20 protein-coding genes are annotated in these 23,024 nt (G+C 64.6%); 4 read left to right on the top strand and 16 right to left on the bottom strand.

Annotation, left to right across the window (positions count from 1 at the left end):
- Positions 1–5 precede the first annotated feature (5 nt).
- Complete coding sequence (locus GTP58_RS22600) at positions 6–1,142, top strand: acyl-CoA dehydrogenase family protein (RefSeq protein WP_161079375.1); 1,137 nt, start codon at positions 6–8, stop codon at positions 1,140–1,142.
- A gap of 16 nt (positions 1,143–1,158) precedes the next feature.
- On the opposite strand, the gene GTP58_RS22595 is transcribed toward GTP58_RS22600, so the two are convergent.
- Together GTP58_RS22595 and GTP58_RS22590 are read right to left on the bottom strand one after the other, a co-directional pair.
- Positions 1,159–1,368: a DUF2892 domain-containing protein gene (locus GTP58_RS22595; RefSeq protein WP_161079374.1), complete on the bottom strand. Its 210-nt coding sequence runs from the start codon at positions 1,366–1,368 to the stop codon at positions 1,159–1,161.
- A gap of 127 nt (positions 1,369–1,495) precedes the next feature.
- On the bottom strand, positions 1,496–2,380 hold the full coding sequence (locus GTP58_RS22590; RefSeq protein WP_161079373.1) for a LysR family transcriptional regulator: 885 nt from the start codon (positions 2,378–2,380) through the stop codon (positions 1,496–1,498).
- A 130-nt stretch (positions 2,381–2,510) separates the two neighbouring features.
- Here GTP58_RS22590 and GTP58_RS22585 point away from each other — a divergent pair, with 130 nt between their 5' ends.
- A complete protein-coding gene (locus tag GTP58_RS22585) occupies positions 2,511–3,680 on the top strand; it encodes an agmatine/peptidylarginine deiminase (protein WP_229215710.1) in 1,170 nt (389 codons plus the stop codon).
- Between the two features lie 12 nt (positions 3,681–3,692).
- Positions 3,693–4,775 carry an agmatine/peptidylarginine deiminase gene (locus GTP58_RS22580; protein ID WP_161079372.1) on the top strand — a complete coding sequence of 361 codons (1,083 nt, stop codon included), beginning with the start codon at positions 3,693–3,695 and terminating at the stop codon, positions 4,773–4,775.
- 55 nt (positions 4,776–4,830) lie between these two features.
- Here GTP58_RS22580 and GTP58_RS22575 read toward each other — a convergent pair whose 3' ends face one another.
- Entirely contained in the window at positions 4,831–5,748 is a 918-nt protein-coding gene (locus GTP58_RS22575; protein WP_255490728.1) for a LysR family transcriptional regulator, read from the bottom strand.
- 117 nt (positions 5,749–5,865) lie between these two features.
- On the opposite strand from GTP58_RS22575, the gene GTP58_RS22570 reads away from it, so the two are divergent.
- Positions 5,866–6,756 (top strand): EthD domain-containing protein, encoded by an 891-nt coding sequence (locus GTP58_RS22570; RefSeq protein ID WP_161079370.1) that lies wholly within the window; start codon positions 5,866–5,868, stop codon positions 6,754–6,756.
- 13 nt (positions 6,757–6,769) lie between these two features.
- On the opposite strand, the gene GTP58_RS22565 is transcribed toward GTP58_RS22570, so the two are convergent.
- From GTP58_RS22565 to GTP58_RS22505, 13 genes are all read right to left on the bottom strand, one after another.
- Positions 6,770–7,693, bottom strand: a complete 924-nt coding sequence (locus GTP58_RS22565; protein WP_161079369.1) for a diguanylate cyclase domain-containing protein — start codon at positions 7,691–7,693, stop codon at positions 6,770–6,772.
- Positions 7,690–12,237: a response regulator gene (locus GTP58_RS22560; RefSeq protein WP_161079368.1), complete on the bottom strand. Its 4,548-nt coding sequence runs from the start codon at positions 12,235–12,237 to the stop codon at positions 7,690–7,692. Before GTP58_RS22560 ends, GTP58_RS22565 begins: the two co-directional genes overlap by 4 nt.
- A 105-nt stretch (positions 12,238–12,342) precedes the next feature.
- A complete protein-coding gene (locus GTP58_RS22555) occupies positions 12,343–13,410 on the bottom strand; it encodes a phosphotransferase (protein WP_161079367.1) in 1,068 nt (355 codons plus the stop codon).
- Positions 13,411–13,477: 67 nt separating this feature from the next.
- The gene (locus tag GTP58_RS22550; RefSeq protein ID WP_161079366.1) at positions 13,478–14,041 is read right to left on the bottom strand and encodes a prepilin-type N-terminal cleavage/methylation domain-containing protein; all 564 of its coding nucleotides are present in this window, start codon (positions 14,039–14,041) and stop codon (positions 13,478–13,480) included.
- A gap of 42 nt (positions 14,042–14,083) precedes the next feature.
- On the bottom strand, positions 14,084–14,827 hold the full coding sequence (locus GTP58_RS22545) for a hypothetical protein (protein WP_229215709.1): 744 nt from the start codon (positions 14,825–14,827) through the stop codon (positions 14,084–14,086).
- 3 nt (positions 14,828–14,830) lie between these two features.
- The gene (locus GTP58_RS22540; RefSeq protein WP_161079365.1) at positions 14,831–15,595 is read right to left on the bottom strand and encodes an ABC transporter permease; all 765 of its coding nucleotides are present in this window, start codon (positions 15,593–15,595) and stop codon (positions 14,831–14,833) included.
- Positions 15,592–16,305: a type II secretion system protein gene (locus GTP58_RS22535; protein ID WP_161079364.1), complete on the bottom strand. Its 714-nt coding sequence runs from the start codon at positions 16,303–16,305 to the stop codon at positions 15,592–15,594. Before GTP58_RS22535 ends, GTP58_RS22540 begins: the two co-directional genes overlap by 4 nt.
- A complete protein-coding gene (locus tag GTP58_RS22530; RefSeq protein ID WP_161079363.1) occupies positions 16,295–16,747 on the bottom strand; it encodes a hypothetical protein in 453 nt (150 codons plus the stop codon). Before GTP58_RS22530 ends, GTP58_RS22535 begins: the two co-directional genes overlap by 11 nt.
- Positions 16,744–17,433: a hypothetical protein gene (locus GTP58_RS22525; RefSeq protein ID WP_161079362.1), complete on the bottom strand. Its 690-nt coding sequence runs from the start codon at positions 17,431–17,433 to the stop codon at positions 16,744–16,746. Before GTP58_RS22525 ends, GTP58_RS22530 begins: the two co-directional genes overlap by 4 nt.
- Positions 17,430–19,001, bottom strand: a complete 1,572-nt coding sequence (locus GTP58_RS22520) for a hypothetical protein (RefSeq protein WP_161079361.1) — start codon at positions 18,999–19,001, stop codon at positions 17,430–17,432. The genes GTP58_RS22525 and GTP58_RS22520 overlap by 4 nt, the downstream gene beginning before the upstream one ends.
- Positions 19,002–19,008: 7 nt before the next feature.
- Positions 19,009–20,211: a type II secretion system F family protein gene (locus tag GTP58_RS22515; protein ID WP_161079360.1), complete on the bottom strand. Its 1,203-nt coding sequence runs from the start codon at positions 20,209–20,211 to the stop codon at positions 19,009–19,011.
- Entirely contained in the window at positions 20,211–21,914 is a 1,704-nt protein-coding gene (locus tag GTP58_RS22510) for a GspE/PulE family protein (RefSeq protein WP_161079359.1), read from the bottom strand. Before GTP58_RS22510 ends, GTP58_RS22515 begins: the two co-directional genes overlap by 1 nt.
- 5 nt (positions 21,915–21,919) lie before the next feature.
- Positions 21,920–23,024: lipopolysaccharide assembly protein LapB (locus tag GTP58_RS22505; RefSeq protein WP_161079358.1), on the bottom strand; the 1,105-nt coding region annotated here is incomplete at its 5' end.

Here is a 23,024-nt window from a genome sequence, read left to right as displayed (position 1 = left end):
CGGCAATGGATTTCAATTTCAAGGAAGAACAGCAGCAGTTTGCCGACGCCCTGCGCCGCTGGGTGGACAAGGATTACGGTTTCGATGTACGCCAGCGCATCGTCCACTCGGCCAGTGGCGTGTCGGATGTGGCCTGGAACACGCTGGTGGAATTGGGCATGACCGCCTTGCCGGTGCCCGAAGCGCAGGGTGGTTTCAGCGGTACGGCGGTGGACATGCTGGTGGTGATGCAGGAACTGGGGCGCGGCCTGGTGGTGGAGCCGTACTTCGCTACCGTGTGGGGCGCCAAGTTTTTGCAGCTGGCCGGCAATCAGCATCACCGGCTGGAAGATGTCGCCAAGGGTGAGCTGAAACTGGCCTGCGCGCTCGGCGAAAAGCACTCGCGCCATGATCTGGCGGATATTAAAACCATCGCCAGCATCAATGGCGAAGGCTATCGCATCGATGGCACCAAGACCGTGGTGATTCATGGCGGCCAGGCCGATGCGCTGATTGTGTCGGCGCGCAGCGCGGGGACGCAGCGCGATACCAACGGCATCAGCCTGTTTGTGGTGCCGGTCGAAACTGCGGGTGTGGTGGTGCGCGACTACCGCACCATCGACGGCCAGCGCGCGGCGACGGTGCAGTTCAACCATGTGGCGGTGCCGGCCTCTGCGCTGTTGGGCAAGATGGGCGGCGGCTGGGACATGCTGGAAGAGGCGGCCGACTATGGCGTCAGCCTGCTGTGCGCGGAGGCGGTGGGGGCGATGGATGCCATCTTCGGCGCCACGCTGGAGTACCTGAAAACGCGCAAGCAGTTTGGGCTGGCGATCGGCAGCTTCCAGGCCTTGCAGCACCGCATGGCGGATATGTACATCCATCTGGAGCAGGCGCGGTCGATGGCGATGCTGGTGGCGGCGCGCATGTCGTGCGACGCCGAGGAGCGGCGCCGCGTGGCATCAGCGGCCAAGGTGCGGGTCGGCCAGGCGGCCAAGTTTATCGGCCAGCAGGCGGTTCAGCTGCATGGCGGCATGGGCGTCACCGATGAACTGCCGGCGGCGCATCACTTCAAGCGGCTGACCATGATCGAACTGACGCTGGGCGATGTGGACCATCACCTGGAACGCTTTGCCGCCCAGCGCGGCTTCCAGCAGCATTCCTGAACACGCTGCGCGCTGCTCAAACTTGCGGACGGTAGTTCTGATGGACTTCCAGTGACGATAGTTTGGCGGCACGGTACAGTGGGCAGACGCCGACCAGCGCGGTCAGCAGCGGCACGGCGCCAGCCCACCCCCACGCGCCAACCAGGCCGTGGGCGGCCGCCATCATCAAACCCAGTCCCACGCCCACCCGCAGGGCGCGATCCACAATACCGACGTTGTTACTCATGGTTCTCTCCTTTTCATATGATGTGTTGCTAGTATGAATTGGATCGAAGTAACAAAAATATGACCTGGATCAAACTGTCGCCAATAAAGCGTCATTGGTGCATGGTAAGAATGATGGTGTGCAGCGGCTACGCACCCTGCGCGCGCAGCCACTCGAAGACCTGCGAAACGATTTCCGAGCGCGCAGGCGCCGCCACGCCGGATAACCACCACGTCGTGCCCGGCACGCGCGGATATTCCGGCAAGACATGCAATTGGCCACGCGCCAGGCTGGCGTCCACCAGCAGGCGCGGCAGGCAGGCGATGCCGCGTCCATCCAGCGTGGCGTCAAGCAGCAGGCGCGCATCGTCATAAATGGCCCGTTTGCGGAAGCGCGCCAGCGATTCCAGGAATAGCGGCGCCGTCGCGTCGCTTGTCAGACTTTCTTCCAGACACACCAGCTCCGCGTGCAGATGATGTTGCGCCTGCGGCACGCCGGACAGCCGCTCCGCGAGTTCGGTATTGGCCACCAGCAGCCATTCATCCTGCAGCAGCGGAATTTCCAGCAGGTGAGGCTGCAACAGGGGGCGATCGCTGATGGCGATATCGACGTCGATCTCATCCACAAAGCGGGCGCTCTCATCGACGGACAGCAGCAGGCACAGCTCGGGCAGCTGGGCTTCAAGATCACGCAAACGGGGCTGCAACCAGCCATGCAGCAAAGGCGCCGGACACACCAGCACCACCAGACCCGGATCGAGATAGGTGGCAATCCGTCCCAGGCCGCTGCGCAATGTGGTCATCGAACGCTGCACGCTGCGCAGCAGTACTTCGCCCGCCACCGTGAGTTCCACACCCCGTCCGGCACGGCGGAACAAAGGCTGCTTGACCTGTTCTTCCAGCAGCTGCACCTGATGGCTGATAGCCGACTGCGTGACGTTGAGCTCGTCGGCTGCGCGCGAAAAATTGCCGTGGCGTGCCGCCGCCTCAAAGCCCATCAACAATTTCAACGAGGGAATACGATGTTCTGACATATGAGAAAACTTAATTAATTGCGCTAAATCATATCATTTGTTTTCATGTCTCGTCCCAAGGACAATGCTCACCAACCCGACGCCCACGCTGTGGCGCGCGGCAATCTTGTTAATTAGCAAAGGATGGATCATGACTACACGCCGATATTTCTTGCGTCGTTGCATAGCAGGCGGGGGCGCCCTGGCCATGGGCGGCATGCTGGCCGCTTGCGGCGGTGGCGGCGAAGGCGGAACGCAAACCGGCACGGTGCCGCCCGTGAGTGGCGGTGGCAATAACAATACCGGCACGTCGGATGCCAACGGCTGGCGCATGCCCGACGAAGCGGAAGCCCACAAGGCCACCTGGATGGCCTTTGGCGCCTCAAGCGCCATCTGGGGACGCGCGCAAGTGCCGCAGGTACAGCTGGCGCTGGCGCGGATCGCCAACGCCATTGCCGCTTACGAACCCGTCAACATGCTGGTGCGTCCGGCCGAGCTGGCCAGTGCACGCCAGTTGCTCGATGCGCGCGTTACCCTGATTGCCGCCGACCTGGACGATCTGTGGATGCGCGACACGGGACCGGTTTTCGTGCGCAAGCCCACGGGGGAGCGCGCCGGCGTCAAGTTCAATTTCAACGGCTGGGGCAACAAGCAGGCGTTTTCCAGGGATGCCCAGGTCGCTGATCTGGTCGCCGCCAGTGCGCAGCTGCCACTGCTGTCCACGCGCCTGGTGCTGGAAGGGGGCGCGATTGAGGTCGATGGCAAGGGAACGGCCATCATCACGGAAAGCTGTGTGCTGAACAGCAACCGCAATCCTGGCTGGAGCAAGGCCGATTGCGAAGCGGAACTGCGCCGTTTGCTGGGCATCCGCAAGGTGATCTGGCTGCCGGGGATTGCAGGCAAGGACATCACCGACGCGCACACGGACTTTTACGCACGTTTCGTGCGGCCCGGCGTGGTGGCGGCGCACCGTGACATGGATCCGGATTCCTACGACTATGCGCTGACCCGGCGCCATCTGGAGATACTGCGCGGCGCCACCGACGCCGACGGCCAGCCATTGCAGATTGTCGTCATCGATGGTCCCAGCCAGATTCGGCCTGGAAACAACGCCAATACCTTCGCGGCCGGCTACATCAATTACTATGCCACCAGGAACGCTATTTTCCTGCCTGAATTCGGCGATGCACAAGCCGATGCCAAGGCCAGGGCGCAATATGCGCAGCTGTATCCAGGCCGGGCCGTGGTGCAAATCAACATCGACCCGATCGCGGCCGGTGGCGGCGGCATTCATTGCACCACGCAGCAGGAAATCGCATAAAAGGAGAAACGCATGCGACGACGAGACTTTCTTTCGGGCGCGATGGGGCTGGCCGTCGCGGGCCTGCCGGTCCTGCCCGCCCTGGGTGCAAGCCCAGGCTGGCGCATGCCCGATGAAGGCGAGCACCACGCGGCCACCTGGATGGCCTTTGGCGCCAATGACCAGGTATGGGGCAAGCGTCTCAAGGCGGGCGCGCAAGAGAGCCTGGCGCGCATCGCCCAAGCCATTGCCAGCGTCGAACCGGTGTACATGCTGGTCAACGAGGAAGACTACGATGTGGCCGCGCGCCTGTGCGGCAACCAAGTCCGGCTGCTGGTACAGCCCATCAATGACTTGTGGATGCGTGATACCGGCCCCGTGTTTGTCAAACAGGCGGGCGGCGCGCTGGCCGGGGTGAATTTCAATTTCAATGGCTGGGGTGAAAAGCAGGAGCACGACGACGATGCGCTGGTGGCAGGGTTTGTCGCTGGCCGTGCCGGTGCGGCCACGCTGGAAAGCAGCCTGGTCCTTGAAGGCGGCGGCATTGAGGTCGATGGTCACGGCACGGCCATCATCACGGAAAGCTGCGTGCTGAACGCCAACCGCAATCCTGGTGTCAGCAAGGCCAGATGCGAGGCGGAATTGCGCCGGTTGCTGGGCATCGAGAAAGTCATCTGGCTGCCTGGTATCGCCGGTCAGGACATTACCGACGGCCACACGGATTTCTATGCGCGTTTCTGCGCGCCCGGCGTCGTCGCGGCGGGCTTTGAAAGCGACCCATCTTCGCCCGAACGCGCCGTGACCCAGCGCCATCTCGACATCCTGCGCAAGGCCACGGATGCGCGTGGCCGTCGGCTGCAGGTGGTGGTGTTGCCTGGTCCGGACTATGTCCGCCCGCGCTACGAAAACAAGGAGTTCGCTGCCGGCTACATCAATTTTTATGTCTGCAATGGCGCCGTGCTGTGCCCGGAATTTGGAGATGCCGCAGCTGACCGCAACACCAAAGCCATCTTGCGCGAACAGTTTCCCGGGCGTGAGATCGTGCAGTTGAACATCGATGCGATCGCGGCCGGTGGCGGCGGCATCCATTGCACCACGCAGCAGCAACCGGCCTGAACCTGGCAATCAAAAATCAGCCCACCCAACGCTTCGCTGCTTCGGTGGCGAGTTCTTATCCTGGCGTCCAGGGTTGCTGCGTGAAGCGCGCTGCCAGCAGGTCAACGATGTATTTCACTTTGGGCGATAGATACTGGTTCTTTTGCCACACCGCGTACACCGGGAAACCTTGTGGCTGCGCTGCCAGCAGCAGTTGAACCAGTTTGCCGGACTGCAGGTGGGCGGCGATCAGCCAGTCCGCGATCAGGGCGATGCCCAGGCCGGCCAGTGCAGCGCTGGTGATGGCCTCGCTGTCGTTCATGCCAAGCTGGCCCCGCACTTCAATGCTATGGCGGCGGCCTTGGCGGTCCTGAAAATGCCATGGACGTGCCAGGCCACCGCTGCCAAAGGTGATGCAGCTGTGCCGGGAAAGGTCTGCCAGCGCTTGCGGGCTGCCGCGCTGCGCCAGATACGCCGGGGACGCGCACAGCATGGCCTGCTGCACGCCCAGCGGCTTGGCAACCAGGGTGGCGCTGTCGGGAAGCGGGCCGATGCGTATTGCCAGATCGACGCCATCCTCGACCAGGTCAACCATGCGGTCGGTGAGCTGGATGTCCAGTTCCAGTGCCGGTTGCAGGCCAGCCACTTCCAGTAGCAGCGGCAGCACCCAGTGCTTGCCAAAGATGACCGGCAGGCTGATACGCAAGCTGCCCGACAGCTGCGCACGCTGTGGTGAAAACAGCGCCTGGGCTTCATCAATTTCTGCCAGCGCGCGTTTTGCCGCTGCGTTGAAGCGACGGCCTTCGTCGGTCAGGCTGAGCCGCCGCGTGGTGCGCTGAAACAGGCGCACGGCCAGGTCCTGCTCCAGCCGGCTGATGCTTTTCGAGACGCCCGATTTGGTCATGTCGAGCCGCTCGGCGGCGCGGGTGAAGCTGCCGGTATCGACTACTTCCATAAAAACGTGAATTCCGCGAAATGCATCCTTGGTGGCCATGGGGATTTATTGGTGAATGAGGTTCAACTCTGTTGCGATCGGAGACGTATTTATTGTGCATTCTATCGCCAATAAAATATTGTCGAATGATACAACGTCACCACAGGAAGGTTCACCATGTCCGTACCAGATGCCAGCCCTTTAACCGTCGTGTTTTCGCTGCTGTCGCGTGCCGACAGCACGCCGCCCGATCTTCGTCCGCCTGGCGCCGGACGGTCGCAGCATGACGTATTCGAGTCCGATCCCAACCTGAATTTCGAGCACTGGGGCGAATATTGGCGCAAAGTCCACGGCGCCCGTTTCCTGCACCGGGATGAGGCCGACGATACCGCGATGGACAAGCTGCTGCGCTACGACCAGCTGCACCGGTTCGCGCCAGGCCCCACCCAGACAGATGCGCCACCGTATCGCGCGCCGACCGATGCGTACGGCAGGCTGTGGCCCGACGTCGCCGGACGTATCGAGCGTTATCGCCGTCCGCAATGGGACGGTGCGGCATACCTGGGCTTTGCGAGCGAAGCCGATATTGCCGAAGTGCTCGGCAGCGCGCGCGTGCAGCAAAAGATCATGCCGGAAGACCACCTGATGTTCCGCGATATCGCGCCCATCCTGTCACGCCAGCACATCCTCTTGCCGGGCGCGGGGAGTGAACCGGTCAGCCTGGTGAAGCTGCATGTGCGCAAGCCGGAACTCAGCCGTTCCGAATTTCAGCACTGGTGGCTGGGCGAGCATGCGGGCCTGGTTGCGGAACACGCCGGTCCGCTGCTGAAACGCTATGTGCAGTTGCATAACGTCGGACCGACCAGTGCCGGTCTGCCGTTCTACCATGCTGACGCCAGCCGCATCGATGGCGTGACGCTGATGTCGTTCGGTAGCGTCACGGCGCTGGAGCGCTTCCTGTCCGGCGCCGGCCAGGCGGCAATTGCCAACGACGAGCGCCGCATGGCCGATACCTCGGCAGGAGAATGGTGGACTGCGATCAGCATGACGCTGGTCGATCAGCGGTAGGGTGCCGACCTGATCAGTTCGTGTCTGAGCAATAGCGGTTGCGGCCGGTCTGCTTGGCGCGGTAGAGATTGGCGTCGGCGGTTCGGATCAGGGCGCTCGGGTCGCTGCTGTCGAGCGGCGGATGCGCGGTTGCCAGGCCCATGCTCAGCGTGACTTGCGGCGCGGTCGGCGAGGCCGCGTGCGGCAACGCCAGCTTGCGCACTTCCTCGAGAATCCGGTTGGCCACCACCTCGGTGCCGTCAGGACCTTCCTGCGGCAGCAGCAGGATGAATTCCTCGCCGCCGTAGCGCGCCAGCATGTCCTGTGGACGCGAGGCGCAGCGCTTCATGGCGGCGCTCACCTGCTGCAGGCAGACGTCGCCGGCCTGGTGGCCGTAGTGATCGTTGTACAGCTTGAAGTGGTCAATGTCGATCATGATGACCGACAGCGGCAGGCCGGCACGGGCGCAGCGTCGCCATTCGGCATCGACGGTATCGTTGAAGTTGCGGCGGTTGGCCACGCCGGTCAGGCCATCGGTCATGCTGAGCTCGCGCATGGCGTCGCCCTGGCGTTTGATGGTCAGCTGGCTACGCACGCGCGCACGCACCACGGCTACATTGAACGGCTTGCTGATGAAGTCCACCGCGCCCGCTTCCAGCGCGCGCGTTTCATCTTCGGGCTGGCTCAGCGCGGTGACGAAAATCACGGGAATATCCTGCAGCCGGGGTGAGCTGCGCAGCGCCGCGACGACGTCATAGCCATCCATGCCGGGCATCACCGCGTCCAGCAGGATCAGGTCCGGTTGCTGGTCGAGCGCGATCTGCAAGGCTTGCTCACCGTCAAGCGCGAACAGCACCTCGTGCTCTTCGCGCAGCGCATGGTGCAGGATCTGGATGTTTTCCATGGCGTCATCCACCACGAGTATGCGTCCATTCCTGGCCAGGTCGGTCCAACTCATGCACTTTCCTTTCGCTGCAACATATCTTCCACCATCTGACGTGCGGCCTTGAAATTGAGCGTTTCCACCGCTTCGCTCAAGGCCTGCGCCTGCTCGGCGGAGGCCAGCGCAGGACGCAATTCCCGGAAATGTTCTAATGCTTTCAGATTGTTATTCTGAAGCAAACCTTGTAACTCCGCCAGTTTTTGCGCCAAATCGGCCGGTACAGTGTTGCTTGAGGGAACTTGCTGCGTCGGCAGGGCGATGCCGCGTGCGGTGCGCGTGACCAGTTCCATGGCCTGTTCCAGCCGGCCCAGCGCGGCCGGCACGGCCAGCGTATCGGCGCTCGCATCGTGCAGCACCGCCTCCACCGCGGCGGTCAGGCGGGCGACATCGCTGGCGCCCAGGTTGGCGGCCACGCCGCGCAGGCGGTGCAGCACCTGTGCCGCCTGCTGGCGCTGCTGGGCGGCCAACAGGCGCCGTACTTCGGCCACGCTGCCGCCTTGCGACTGTTCAAAGCGCTTGAGCAGGGAAATCAGCGCGTCGTAATTGCCGCCCAGGCGGCCCAGCGCTGCTTCCACGTCGATGCCAGGCAACGGCGACAGCGGCGGCATCAGCGTGGCCGTCGGCGCGGACGGCGGCGCCTTGGCCGGCACCGGTGCGACCATTTCGCGCGTGGCGTCGCGGATCGTGACCAGCCGCGTCAGCACCGCGATCAGTTCTTCTACATCGATGGGCTTGGCCACGTGCGCATTCATGCCCGCTTCCGATGCGCGGCGGCGGTCGTCTTCCAGCACGTTGGCGGTCATCGCGATCACGGGCAGGGTCAGCAAGCCCTGGCGGCGGATTTCGCGCGTGGCGTCGTAGCCGTTCATGACCGGCATCTGCACGTCCATGAGCACCACGTCATAGCGCTCGGGCGCGGCGGCCAGCAGTTCGACGGCGAGCTGGCCATTGGCCGCCACCTCCACCGACGCGCCTGCATGCAGCAGCATGTACTGCGCCACCTCCTGGTTGATTTCATTGTCCTCGACCAGCAGGATCCGCATGCCGTTGAGGCGGCCTTGCAGCGGCACGTGCTCAAGCTGCGACATGATGCCGGCCGTGGCCTGGTCGCCCGCCAGCAGCGCGCTGACGCGTTCCAGCAGGCGCCCCGGACTGACGGGCTTGGCCAGCACGCCGGCCAGGCCGAGGTCGGCCGACTGCTGGGCGGCGCCTGCTGCGCGGTGTTCCGAGGTCATCAGCAAGGCCGGCGGTAGCGCAAAGTCGGGCGGCAACTGCCGCAGCATGGCGGGGCCGTCGGTGCCCGGCATGTCGCGGTCGAGCAGCAGCAAATCGTAGGGACGGCCGATGCGGGTGCGCTCTTGCAGCAAGGTCAGCGCTTGCTCGGCGCCGGTGGCGCAGGCCACATGCCAGCCAAAGCTGTTGCCGGCCGCGTGCAGCGCCTGGCGCACGCTGGCGTTGTCGTCCACAATCAGCACGGACAGCGATTTGGCGGCCGGCGGCGTCGGCGCGGCAGCATACGGCGTGGTGCATTCCAGCGGGCAGGCGAACAGGAATTCGGCGCCGCGTCCCGGCTCGCTGCGCACGCTGATGGCGCCGCCCATCATGTCCGCCAGCTGGCGGCAGATGGCCAGGCCCAGCCCGGCGCCGCCGAATTTGCGGCTGGTGCTGCTGTCGGCCTGCGAGAAAGCGTCAAAAATACCGGCCTGCTGGTCGGCCGCGATGCCGATGCCGGTGTCGCGCACGCAAAAGTCCACCAGCAGCGCCAGGTCGCCCGGCTTGGCCGAGCCGGGCGCAGGGCGCACCGACAGCACCACCTCGCCCTGGGCGGTGAACTTGATGGCGTTGCTGACCAGGTTGAGCAGCACCTGCTGCAGGCGCATCGGGTCGCCCGCGAGTTCGGTCGGCATGGCCGGATCGATGTCATACACCAGTTCGATGCCCTTGTCGCTGGCGCTGCCGCTCAGCATGACGCTGATGCTGTCGAGGATGTGCTGCAGATTGAAGCCGGCATGCTCGAGCACCAGCTGGCCGGCCTCCACGCGCGAGAAGTCCAGCACGTCATTCACCAGGCTCAGCAGGGATTGCGTGGCAAACTGGATTTTGTGCAGATAGCCGCGCTCGCGCGGGGCCAGCGGCGCCTCTTCCAGCAGGCGCGCGAGGCCGATGATGGCGTTCATGGGCGTGCGGATCTCATGGCTCATATTGGCCAGGAATTCGCTCTTGGCGCGGCTGGCTGCTTCCGCGCGGTCGCGCGCGACGATGAGTTCCTCGTTCAGTTCCTGCAAATCCAGCTCCGTTTCTTTCAATTCTGTCACGTCGGAGACTAGCACAAAGAAACCCTTAACTGAACCCGTGGCGTCCATATCGGGGATGTAATTGACCCAGGTGTGGCTGGTATCGCCCGATGGCCACTGCAAACGGCCTGCAAACCCCTGCGCTTCGCCGTTCAGCGCCGCCTTGACGTAGGCGGCGCCCTCCTGGAATTGCTGGTCGCCCACCACTGCCGGCATATGGGCGCCCATCATCTGCTCATAGCTCATGCTGTGCCAGTCGAGGAAGAAGCGGTTGGCAAAGCGGCAGCGCAGTCCGGCATCCCAGTAGGCCACCATGCCGGGCAGGTTGTCGGTCACGGTGCGGACGAAATGCTCGCTCTCGGCCAGGCGTTCGGCGGTGGCGCGCAGCACTTCCTTGGCCTGCTTGCGGTCGGTGATGTCCAGCGCCATGCCCAGCACATGGGTGGCGTTGCCGTGTTCGTCGCGCAGCGCCACCTTGCGTGTGGTCAGGTAGCGGGTGAGGCCTTCGGGCGTGGTGAACGCTTCCTCGGCGATTACCGTGACTTCATTCTGCGGCGAGGCCAGCACGGCGCGGTCGGCCGCGTTGTAGGCGCTGGCCTGCTCGGCCGGCACGATGTCGAAGTCGGTTTTGCCGATCAGCTGCTCGCTGTTGCCCAGGCCGTACATCTGGGCGCCGTGGCGGTTGAACATTTCATAGCTCAGGTCTTCGGCGCGCTTCAGGAAGATCATGGCCGGCATGTTTTCCACCACCGAACGCAGCAGCTGGCGCGAATGCTGCAGTTCGGCTTCCACGCGCTTGTGATCGGTAACATCGAGCAGCAGCGCGGTGATGCCGATGATCTGGCCGTCGCCGCCAAACTGCGGGTAGTAGCTCAAAATCCAGTGGTGCAGCTGGTCGGGCGAGGAGGCCGGATAGCCGGTGCGCGCGATGCCGGTCAGCGGCTTGCCGGTTGCCAGCACGATGCGGTAGTCTTCCAGCACGCCGTTGCGCACGGCGTTGTCGGGAATCATGTCGCCGATGTGGCGGCCCAGATGGGCAACCACTTTCTGCTGGTTCAACGCGGCCAGGTAGTCGTTGATGCGGACCACGCGCAATTCCGCATCGACGTAGCTGAGGCCGACCGGCGCGGTGGCGTACAGGGTTTCCAGCTGCGTGCGGTTTTTCTCGAGCTGGCTGGTGCGTTCGACCACCAGGTTTTCCAGCTGCTGGCTGTTGCGCTGCAAATCGCCTTGCAGCGTGCGCAGCGCGTGGGCCACCATGTCGGCTTCCTGGAAGGTGGTTTCCGGCATCACGAACGGCTCGCCGCCGGCCAGCGCCTGCGCCGGCCCCACCAGTTCGCGCACCGAGCGCGCGATGCGTCCGCCCACCGACCATGCCAGCGAAAAACCGGCCAGCAACACCACCGCCATGGTCAGCGAGATCAGCACCACCGCCTGCACCAGCTCCTGCGTGGCCTGGGCTTGCGGCGTGGAGATGGTGACTGCAGCGCCGCTGACGGGGGCCTTGCTTAACCCCAGGTAGATCGGCGTGCCTTGCGCGTCGTTGGTTTCCAGCAGCACCTCTTGTGCCTTGCTCAGGTAGGCGCGCATCTCCGGATCGGCGGCATGGCCCAGCAGCAGGCGCGGCCCGCCCGCCTGCGCCACGATGTTGCCGTCGGCGTCAAACAGGGTCATGGCCTGGTCGGCCGTGATGTGTTCGTCCTTGAGGATCTTACTGAGCCGGTCCGGCTTGAGCAGCGCCGTCAGCGCATGGGTGATGCGGCTGTCCTGGAACACCGGCACATCGATGGCCAGCAGCGCGCTGCCTTCCACCATCACCACGGTCATCTGCGGCCGGCCATGGTCGAACAGCGGTGCCAGGCGGCGCTGGTTATTGGCCGACGTCAGCGTGTCGGGCAGCGGCGCGCCCACATTCAGCAGGACTTTGCCACTGGCTTCGCTCAGCACAAATTGCGAGGCGGGAAACTGGGGGCTCAGCAGGGCGCCAGCCTGCAGGCGCAGCGCGGCCAGGTCGTTGCTGCGCAGGCTGGGCGAGGAGGCTAGCGCCGTGATGGCGCCTTCGCTTTGCACCAGGTCGCGGTCGATGGCGGCGGCCACCGCGCGCGCTTCCTGCTGCGTGTCTTCCTTGAGCGAATTGCGCTCGCTGGTGTAAAACTGGCTGACCAGGGCGCCGAACGCGATCAGCGTCGGCAGGGCGCAAGCCAGGACCAGCAGCGCGATCTGCGAGCGGATGGACGGCAGGGGTGAACGTCTGGTTTCTGGCACGCGGTAAGCCTCAGTCTGGTGCTGGCAGCACGATAGTAGCTGAGGCAGGGATTTTCAGAAAGCGCTTTTGTCCAAGACGGCGCACGGCTGCCACACCGTGCCGTATCAGATCGCCTTGCCGCAGGCGTAGGACCAGCCCAGCTCCGCCATCGGACGCGCCATCTGGCCCGATTCCAGCGCCTGGGCGCTCGATGCGGTGCCGTCCACATAGCGTTTCATGATGCCTTGCATGATGCTTGCGAGGCGGAACATATTGAACGCCAGGTAGAAGTTGAAGTCGGACAGCTGGATGGTCTTGCCCGTGCGTTCGGCGTAGCGCGCGATGTAGTCCTGCTGCGACGGGATGCCCAGCGCCGCCAGGTCGAGTCCGGCAATGCCGCGGAATTTGCCCGGTTCGATATGCCAGCTCATGCAGTGGTAGGAAAAGTCGGCAAACGGGTGGCCCAGCGTCGACAGCTCCCAGTCCAGCACGGCCAGCACGCGCGGCTCGGTCGGGTGGAACAGCAGGTTGTCGAGGCGGAAATCACCATGCACGATGGCGGTATCGTCGCCCGGCGGGATGTTGTTGGGCAGCCAGGCGATCAGCTGGTCCATGGCCTCGATGGTTTCGGTCTGCGAGGCCAGGTATTGCTTGCTCCAGCGCTCGATCTGGCGCGCGAAGTAGTTGCCCGGCTTGCCATAGTCGGCCAGGCCGATTGCAGCGTAGTCGGTGTTGTGCAGCAGCGCGATCACGCGGTTCATTTCATCGTAGATGGCGGCGCGTTCGGCCGGCGTCATGCCGGGCAGGGACTGGTCCCACAGCACGCGGCCTTCCACAAACTCCATCACGTAGAACGCGCGGCCGATCACCTCTTCGTCGGTGCACAGCGCGTACTGGCGCGGCGCCGGGAAGCCGTTCTTGTTGAGCGCATCCATGACGCGGTATTCGCGTTCGATGGCGTGGGCCGAGGGCAGCAGTTTGGCGGCCGGGGCCGGCTTGGTGCGCAGCACATAATGCTGGCCGCCGATCGCCAGTTTGAAGGTGGGGTTGGACTGGCCGCCCTTGAACTGCTCGACGCTCAGCTCGCCGTCGGGATAGCCCGCCACGTGCTGGCGCAGCCAGGCGTTCAGCGCGGCGGTGTCGAACTGGTGGCGCGCGGACACCGCCTTGGTGCCCATGAATTCTTCAAACATGCTGTCTCCCCGCTGGTGATGGTGACAGCTATTCTAAACGAATAAAAGTACGGACGTGCTTTTAATTTTAGAAGAACACGGCGGTGCGCTGGATGACGCTGCCGTTGTTGGTGTAGGGGCTGGTGGCGCGCACCGAGCCGGTGTTGTATTTGCCGTCATCGAGCTTGCTGTCCACCTGCTCGGCAAACGAGTCGGGCAGGTTGTCGAGGCGGATGCCGTTGCCGCCACGGCCGGCCACCACGTCGTTGTAGATGTAGACGGCGCCGCCCTGGGCGCTGGTCATGAAGTCAGTGGTGCCGTTGAACGAGCCGGTGATAAAGCCCGACAGCGCCAGGTGCTGCGGCGCCAGCAGGTATTCGGCGATCTGGCCGTCGCCATTGCCGTTGCCGGTGGCGCCCGGCGCGTGGGTCGTGCCTTGCAGGTCGTCGCCGGGCAGGGCGCGGAATTTATCCTGGTAGGCATTGACGGCTGCCGTCAGCGACGTCGATTGCTGGATGATGTTCTTGACACGGGCGCTGTCGATCAGCCCCTGGCCTTTGAGCACGCCGCCCAGTAGCAGGCCGATGATGACCAGTACGATGGCGATTTCCACCAGGGTAAAGCCGCGTTGGCGTGCAGGGAGGGTGTGCATGGAGACTCCTTTCGTGTTGATGCCCATAGTATAGCAAGCGCCCTAGCGCTTGTGGCTGGCATTGAGCTGGTCCAGCCGCTCGGACAGGAACTGCAGTTCGTGCGGATCGGTGATCTGGCCGCTGCGCAGCAGGCCGCCAATGAGTGCGCGCGCGCTGTCCAGTTCATTCATGTCTTCGGCGATGAAGATTTCCAGCTCGCGCGCCCACGGCGGCACGTTGGCGCCGGTGGCCTGCTGGCGGATGGCGGCGGCGTAACGGCGTGCCAGCGGCAGGTCGTGCAGGCGATGCCTGGCCACCAGCGCGGCGTGCGCCAGCCATGGCCAGCGGTGGTTGGGATCTTCGGCAAAGCGGGCGTAGACAAAGTCCAGCATCAGGCGTGCGTGCGCGGGATCGGTGACGGCGCCATACACTTCGCTGGCGGCCAGCAGCGGATACTGGCCGCGCGGGTCGAGGTCCAGCACGCGCTGCAGCCACGCGATGATTTTGCGGTAATCCATATCGCGCCAGGCGATGCTGATGCCGGCCTGCTCGTCAAAACCCTGCACGTACAACATGGTGGCTTTGGACAGCGCGACCGGATCGCCCAGCGCGGCCAGCTGCAGCGTGGCCAGCGCGGGTGCGGGCGGCAGGTCCTGCGCGCGCGCCTGGACCGGTGGCCGGCTGGCCTGCCACAGCAGCTGCGCGGTCAGCGCCAGCAGCACGGCCAGCAATACGGCGCGCGGCGCGCGGCGCGAAACCGCGTTGGCAGCGGCGTGGCGCGGAGCTGGCGGCAGGGCGGCGTGCATGGCTCAGATATTCTTGCGGTGCAGATCGAACAGGGCGGCGGCAGCCAGCAGGGCGACATAGATCGCGGTCTGCGCGGCGATCGCGGCGAGGTCGGCGCCGCTGCCGTTGTGGTACACCAGCCAGTCGCTGCGCGTGAACTGGTCCAGATGCGGCAGCAGCAGCGCCAGGCCATCGATGCCGGTGCTGAGCGCCTGCTGTCCGCTGCTGTGCGCGGCGCTGGCGCCATGCCCCAGCAACTGCAGCGTCGCGATGACCCGCGCCAGCAGGTAAAACGACAACGCCGCCGCCAGTGCGGGCAGGACCTGGCTCAGCGTCAGCATGCACAGCACGCTGAACGCGGCCACGATCCAGCATTCGCACAGCAGCGAGAAAGCCCACAGCGCGGCTTGTGCGGGCGGCGCAAAAAACAGGCCCAGCGCGCCAAACAGCAGCGCCGGCAATGCGGCCAGCGCACCAAACCCTGCCAGTTTGCCAAACAGGTAGACGGCACGCGACAGGGGCAGCGCCAGCAGCAGTTCCAGTCCCTTGTCGCTGGCCTCGCGCGCCATGCTGGTGACGACAAAGGTGGAAATCAAAAACACGGCGGCCAGGCGCAGCACGGCGCCCAGCAGCGCCGCCTGCAGCTGGCGGCTTTCGGTCAACGCCAGTTCGTTGAGGAAGCCGCTGACCGCCACCGCAGCGGCGGCCATCACCAGCACTAGCCATAGCAGCCGGTTGCGCAAGGCTTCCAGCAAGGTGTAGCGGGCAATGGTGAGTGCGGGCATCATGGCAGACGCTGCGCCGTAACCATGCGGTTGTAGAGGATGTTTGGTGAAATCCAGAGCACCATGTCGTCAAAGGCGCCGCCTGGCGCGCGTGGGTCATCGCTGACGTCACGGGCAATCAGGGCATTGCCGGTGCTTTGCAGATTGGTCTTCTCGTCGATGTTGCCGGCGCCGCTGTCGGCAATGATCGAGTTCTGGTCGCTGGTGGCGCCGTAGCCGTTGCGGCCAAACGAGATGATGGCGGCCGGGATGTCGCCGATGTCGGTGGCCGCAGTCAATTGGCCGTTGGCGGCCCGGGTGGCAATGGTAATGTCGCGTGGGGTTTTCAGGGTGAAGAGGACGCTCGAATCGGCAAACGCCGGTGTCACGGTATAGCCCATCAGATGGTTCCAGCCATCGAGCCTGCCGACGCCGAGCGCGGCCCATGGCAGGTAACCATAGCGCTTGTTGCAGACATTGCCAGTCCGGTCCTCCAGCCCGTTGGACGAGGAGATCGCCGGACAAGGAAGGTAGCCGTTGCGCAGCGCGTAGCCGAACAGGGCCTCGCGTGCTTCGTCCATACTGCGCCGGGTGTCGCTGACGCGGCGCTGCTCCATCTGTGAGCTCAGTGGGGCGATCATGCCGCCGATGAGCAGGCCGACAATCAGCAGCACGATGGCGATTTCCACCAGCGTGAAACCGGCCTGGCGGCGTGACATAAACTTAGGGCTCATTGACATCCTTGATACGGCCTTCATTGAGGTCGAAACGCTGACCAGGCTTGAGCACGATTTTTTTACCTGAAGGCAGCGTTACCGTCAGTAGTGCGCTGTCTGCGCGCTGCTGCAACTGCTGCCGCATGCCGGGTTGCGGCTGATCGTTGAGCCACACGGTCGTGCGATTATCGCTGCTGCGCAAAACGCCGTTCATGGTCAGGGTCGACAGCGGCGCGGCGGACGCCACTGGCATGCCGGGTGGCATGGCTGGTCCGCCCGGCATACCGGGGGCGGGCTGCTGGCCCTGGGAGTTGGGCGCGAGCGTGGCGCTGGCGCCACGGCTCGCTTCCATGGTCGCACGTTCCGCCGGGGTGGAGAACAGACGCCCCATGCTGATCTGGGCGCCAGCATGCGGCAGTACGATCACCATGGCCAGCAGCAATGACGCGGCGCGCATCATAATTTGCCTTTCGCAGGTGCGGTGGCCGCCAGGGCTGGTGCTTTGGGCGCGGTGTTCAGTGTGATCCAGTTCAGCGTGCAGTCGGCGCCCAGCGTGGTCGCACCCGGTGCTCCGGCCACGACGCCCAGGCGCTTGATGGCGCAGTCCTGCACCGCGAGGAAGTTGTTGTCGCGCAGAGTCTGCAAGAAATTGAACAGGTCCAGCTCATGCAGCAACTCCATGTGCAGGCGCATGCGGCTGCCGCGCAGCTGGAATTCCCCCAGATCCAGCGGCGCATCCAGCTGGACTGGCTGCTGCGGCTCGATCTCGTAGCTCAGCGGCGCCAGTTTGAGCTGCTCCTGGGTCTGGCGGATCGCATCCAGCCATTCCAGCCGCCGCTCGTCGCCGATCAGGCCGCGCCGGCGCAAATCGACATAGCGCTGCTGGAAATTGCGGATGTCACGCTTCTCGGTATCCACCTGCGCATAGCGCGAATACGCGGCATCGCGGGTGCGCTGGCTTTGCTCGAAGTGTTCGCTGGCCTCCTGTTTTTTCCATTCGCTCAGCAAGACGCCGGTCAGCGAAATCGTCAGCGCGGCCACCAGGGCCAGCACAGCGGTGCGTATCAAGGCAAACTCCGCGAGCCAGTAGGGCAGTGCGATCTTGGCGGCGGCAGGTTTTTTGCCAGGGACAGGATTGGCGTTCATGGTTTCCACACCAGGTTCAAAGTGAATTTTGCATGGCCGTTGCTGACGACCTGCGTACCTGCCTTGCCGGCCAGCTTGACCGAGGAGCGCACATCGACCGGCGGCTTGTCGATTTCCACGGTCATACGCGGATGTTTGGCCAGCGCCAGGGCAAACTCGTTCATGCGGTCGACGGCGCCGCGATAATCATCTTCTGCGGTCAGCACTTCGGCTTCCATGACCAATCCCTGCGGTGCGCGCTGCGGAATGCCGGCCACCAGCGACGAGATGGGCGGCGCCTGGGTTTCGTCCTGGCCGGGGGCGGGCGCATTGGCGGCCGGCGCCATGACTTTCCAGTCCAGCTGCAGCAAGCGGATTTGCGGCGACGCTTCCAGCGCCTGGCTGACCACGGTGGCCATGCCCAGCGGTGTCGCGGCCTGCGTAGCCAGCATGCGCTCGACGTTGACCGCCGCCCGCATATTGGCGGTGGTGGTCACGCGCGGCGGCATTTCGGCCATGGTGTCGCGGTAGCGCTGGTCAAACTGCGCCGCTTCCGCCGTCAGCCGCGTGCTGTCATTATTGGCTTCGTGTTCTTGCCACAGATTGGTGCCGGTCCATACTGCGCAGCAGGTGGCCATGATGGCGCTGATCGCGTACAGGTTGACACGGGCACGCCACAGCTTGAAGTAACGCTGCCACGGCCCCAGCGTGTAATGGCTTTCCGGCGTGCGGCGGGCCAGGAAGGCCAGCAGCATGGGCTCGGCCAGGTGGCGCGACATTTCGCTGGCGCGGCCGTCACCGGTTTTCAGGCCAGTACGTTCGGCCACCGATTCCAGCGTCAGGAAATGAAATTCGGTTTCGGCGCCGTCTTCGCATTGCTGGTCCAGCGTGGCGGTGGCGGCGGCAGGCGTGACCACCACGGTTTGCAGCACATTGCCGCGGCCCAGCAGGCGCTGGCTGGTCAGGAACTGCTGGGTCTTGGCCGTTTCCATGCCAATGTTGACGGGCTGGCCGTCGCGGTCCAGCGCCGGTGTCAGGCGCGAGAATTTGAGCATGCCTTGCTGGAAGTAGCTCTGGCGCCAGCCGGCCGACTGCTGCGTTACCAGCAGCAGGTGCGGGTCGCGCAGTTTGAGCTTGTAGACCAGCTCCTCGCTCAGCAGCGTGGTGGTGTACAGGCCTGCCAGTGGCCGCTGCAGCTGTTCCAGCGCCTCCACCCAGGGTTGCACCGAGGCTGGATTGGTCAGCGCCGACAGCAGCACCTGGTCGTCGCGGCGGCCGGTGCTTTCGCGGCCCTGCACCTCGTGGTGGCGGAACGGCGTTTCGCGGTACTGCTGCAGCAGGCGGCGCTGCAGCAGCGTGCGGCCGGCGCGGCCGCGCACATGGGGCACGGTGACGCGCTGGAAATCCTCCTCGATCAGGTCGGCCAGGATGTAGACCGGCGAGGCGCGGTGGCTGTCGACATAGTCCATGAAATCGTCGATGCCGGCGCGGTCGTTGGCAAAGCAGGCGCCGCCCGTGAGGCGGCCGCCCTGCCACAGGTAGGCGCATAGCTGGTCGCCGGTCAGATAGAATAAATGTTTGCTCAACACGCTGGCCTCACGTCCTGATCTTGCTGATCGTATCGTAGATCGGCCCCATCACCGACAGCATGATCCAGCCCACCATCACGCCCAGCACCACGGTGATGGCCGGTTCGATCATGGACTGCACCTTCTCGATCATCTCCTTCACTTCGCGGTTGTAGAAGTAGCTGACGTTATGCAGCGCGCCATCCAGCGCGCCGGTCGATTCGCCTACCTTGAGCATGCGGATCACCAGCGGCGGGAAGATGCCGGTGTTCTGGAACGCGGCCGTGATGCCCGTGCCTTCGGAAATCTGCTGCGCCGCACGGCGCAGGCCCGCCGCCACCACGCGGTTGCCGACGATGCCTTCCGACAGGTGGATGCATTCCAGGATGGTGATGCCGGAGCCGTACATCATGGCAAAGAAGGTGGCAAAGCGCGCCAGGATAATCTTGTGCAGCACCGGGCCGATCATCCACACGCGCAGCTTGAGGCCGTCGGCCGTGTAGCGCGCCTGTTCGCTGCGCGCCAGCCAGGCGCGCCCGCCAAAGAAGGCCAGCAGCGGCAAGGCCAGCATGATGTACCAGTAGTTGATGAAGATGTTGGAGACGAAGATCAGCGCCTTGGTGTGGAACGGCAGGGTGTTGCCCATGTTTTTGACGAAGGAGGTCAGCTGCGGCACCAGGTAGATCATCAGGAAGAACATGACGCCGGTGACGAACAGGCCGACGGCGGCCGGGTACATCACGATCTTCTTGGTTTGCGACGCCAGTTCGTCCTGCCACTTCAGTGTTTCGGACAGGTTCTTGAACACCTCGGTCAGCTTGCCGCTTTGCTCGCCGGCGGTAATCAGGCTGGTGAAGGTGATGTCAAACACTTCCGGATAGGCCGACAGCGCGGCCGACAGTTGCTTGCCGCCTTCGATGTTCTCGATCAGTCCCGTAATCATTTCGCGGAAGCGCGGGTGGTCGATGCTGTCGCGCAGGTCGTTGAGGCCTTCCAGGATCGGCACGCCGGCGCCCGTCATCTGCTCCATGTGGAAGCAGAAGTTGATCAGGTCCCGGCGCGTGATGACGCGCTTGATGGCGATCACTCTGGTGCGCGACACGCGGCAATCGATCAAGTCCAGCCCCATGCGGTGCAGGCGCAACTCCAGATCCGGCTCGTTGGCGGCGTCCATATTGCCGGGCTGGATCTGGCCGCTGGCGTCCATCGCGCGGTAGAGATATTGCGGCATCAGGCCAGCCTTTCGGTGAGATCCACCACGCGCGCGACTTCTTCCAGCGTGGTCACGCCTTCCCGCACGCGGCGCAGGCCGTCGTCGATGAGGCTATGGAAGCCGCCTTGGGCAGCGGCAGTCTTGAGCTCGCGCGAGGAGGCGCGCCGCGCTACCAGTTCGTCCAGCGCCGGCGTCATCTTGAGTAGCTCGATGATGGCGATGCGGCCCTTGTAGCCCTGGTGCGCGCATTTGTCGCAGCCGACCGCGCGGTACAGCGTCTGCGGACCGGCTTCCTCGTCCAGGCCCAGCAGGCGCCGTTCGATGTCGTCGGCCACATGCGCTTCGCGGCAGCTGGTGCACAGCTTGCGCACCAGGCGCTGGGCGATGATGCCGATGATATTGCCGGACATGATATCGGGCAGCACGCCGATGTCCAGCAGTCGCGGAATCGAGCCGATGGCGGAATTGGTGTGCAGCGTGGAATACACCTGGTGGCCCGTCATGGCGGCGGCAAATGCCATTTCGGCGGTTTCCTTGTCGCGGATTTCGCCGACCAGGATCACGTCCGGGTCTTGCCGCATCATCGAGCGGATGCCTTCGGCAAAGCCCATCTTGGCCGACTCGTTGACCGAGGTCTGGCGGATCATGTTCATCGGGTATTCGACCGGGTCTTCCAGCGTCATGATGTTGACGCTTTCGGTGTTGATGTGGTTAAGGATCGAATACAAGGTGGTGGTCTTGCCGGAGCCGGTCGGCCCGGTCACCAGGATCACGCCGTCGGGACGGGCGATCATGAGCTTGAGCAGGCTCAGTTCGTCCTCGCCCAGGCCCAGTCCGTCGAGCGGCACGATGCCTTTCTGGCGGTCCAGCACGCGCAGCACGAAGTTTTCGCCGTGCGTGGTGGGCTGCGCCGAGGCGCGGAAGTCGATCTGGCGGCCGGAGAACTTGATCGAGATGCGGCCGTCCTGCGGCGCGCGGGTTTCGGCGATGTTCATGTTCGACATCACCTTGAGGCGCACCGCCATCGCTGGCCAGTAGGATTTGTGCAGGCTGCGGATCTGCCGCAGGATGCCGTCGATGCGGTAGCGGATGCGCAAAAAGGACTGCTCCGGCTCGAAGTGCAGGTCGGAGGCGCTGTTCTGCACCGCGTCGGCCAGAATCGCGTCGATCAGGCGCACCATGGGCTGGCTGTATTCGTCCGAGGTGGTGCCCAGGCTGGCGTAATTGACCTCGCCCGTTTCAATTTCGTGCAGGATGCCGTCGATCGACAGCTCGAAGCCGTAGTACTGGTCGATGGCGCGCTGGATGTCGGACTCGTTCACCAGCAGCGGCGTAATCGTGATGCCCTTGACCAGCATGGCGCTGATCTGGTCCAGCGCGACGATGTTGCTGGTGTCGGACATGGCCAGGATCAGGTTGTCCGTGGCGCGCTCGTAGACGATCGGGAACACGCGGTAGCGCTTGGCCACATCCTTGGGGATCAGCTTGAGTGCGATGGCGTCGACCACCAGGCTATTCAGGTCCGCGCTTTGCGTGTTGAGGTTTTCCGAGAGCGCTTCGCGCACCGTGGCTTCGGTGACGAAACCCAGCGTAATCAGCAGTTTCCCCAGGGGCTCATTGCTGCTTTTCTGCTCGATCAGCGCGATGCGCAGCTGGTCTTCGCTGATGATGCCCTTTTGTATCAGCAGTTTGCCGAGCGGGAGTTTGGGTTGTTCTGCCATGGATCTCAGTGGGCGGCGGTAGTCAGTTCATGCATGCGCTTGCGCAGCGTGTTGCGGTCGAAGGCGACCGCCTTGTCCTGGCCCAGCGCCAGTGCGCGCTGGTAATACGTCAGCGCCAGCTTGGGCTGGTTCAGGCGGTCCAGGCCGATGGCCAGGTTGTAGGCGTAGTCTGGGTTGTCCGGCGCCGAACCCACCGCGCGGAAGTAAGCCTGCTGGGCGTCGCCCCAGCGGTCCTGTTGCGCGTACAGGTTGCCGAGCGCGAACAGCACGGGCGCGGCTTCCGGATTGGTGGCCAGGATGTTCTTGAGGCGCGTCTCGCTGAGGCTGATGTCGCCCTGGCGCAGGCCGATCAGGCCGGCCGTGGCGGCAGCATCGTTGGGCGACAGCTCCAGCAGGCGCAGATAATAGCCGGCGGCCCGGTCTTTCTGGTTCTGGCGGGTGGCGACCGTGGCGGCGCCCAGCAAGGCGTCACGGTTGTTCGGGTCTTGCGCCAGCGCAGCGTCATATTGCTGCTGGGCGCCAGGCAGGTCGCCGCTGTTGAACGCCTGGTAGGCGCCGTCCAGCGCGGGCGCCACCGGCGAGGGCTGGATGGCACGGGCAACGCGGATGTCGCCGTTGTCTGGCGCGGCCAGCGGCGGCAGCTGCTCGGTGCGCGGCGCGGCGGCAGTGGCCTGGATGGCTTGCTGGGCAGCGGCCAGGTCCTGCTCCGTCTTGCTCAGGCGGCGTTCCAGTTCCTGCTGGGCGGCGCGGTTGCTGCCGCTGGGCGCCAGCATCGGATCGTCCACCGCGTCAGCGGCGGACGAAGCACCGTTCGGGGCGATGGCCGCCACCACCATCTGTGCTGGCGTGGCGCCAGTCGCACCGGGCGGTGGCATGGGCACGGGTGGCAGGCCGGCGCCGGCGCCTGGCGCCGTCAATGCGCGCCAGTAGTACAGGCCAAAGCCGCCCACCAGCAGCACCAGCACGGCGATCAGGCCGATCAGGCGCAGGCGTTCCGGGTCCATGCCGCTCGGTTCCGCCGTGGCTGCCGCACGTGCACGTGCACGCGCGGCGGCGCGCGGCTTGTCGCCGCCACCGGATGGCGCTCCGGGTTTGCCGCCGGCGCTGGCA

Source organism: Duganella sp. CY15W (genome assembly GCF_009857555.1).
GTDB classification, from domain to species: Bacteria; Pseudomonadota; Gammaproteobacteria; order Burkholderiales; family Burkholderiaceae_D; genus Rugamonas; species Rugamonas sacchari.
Note: the sequence above shows the minus strand (reverse complement) of the source record. Positions and strands in the feature narration are given on the sequence as shown.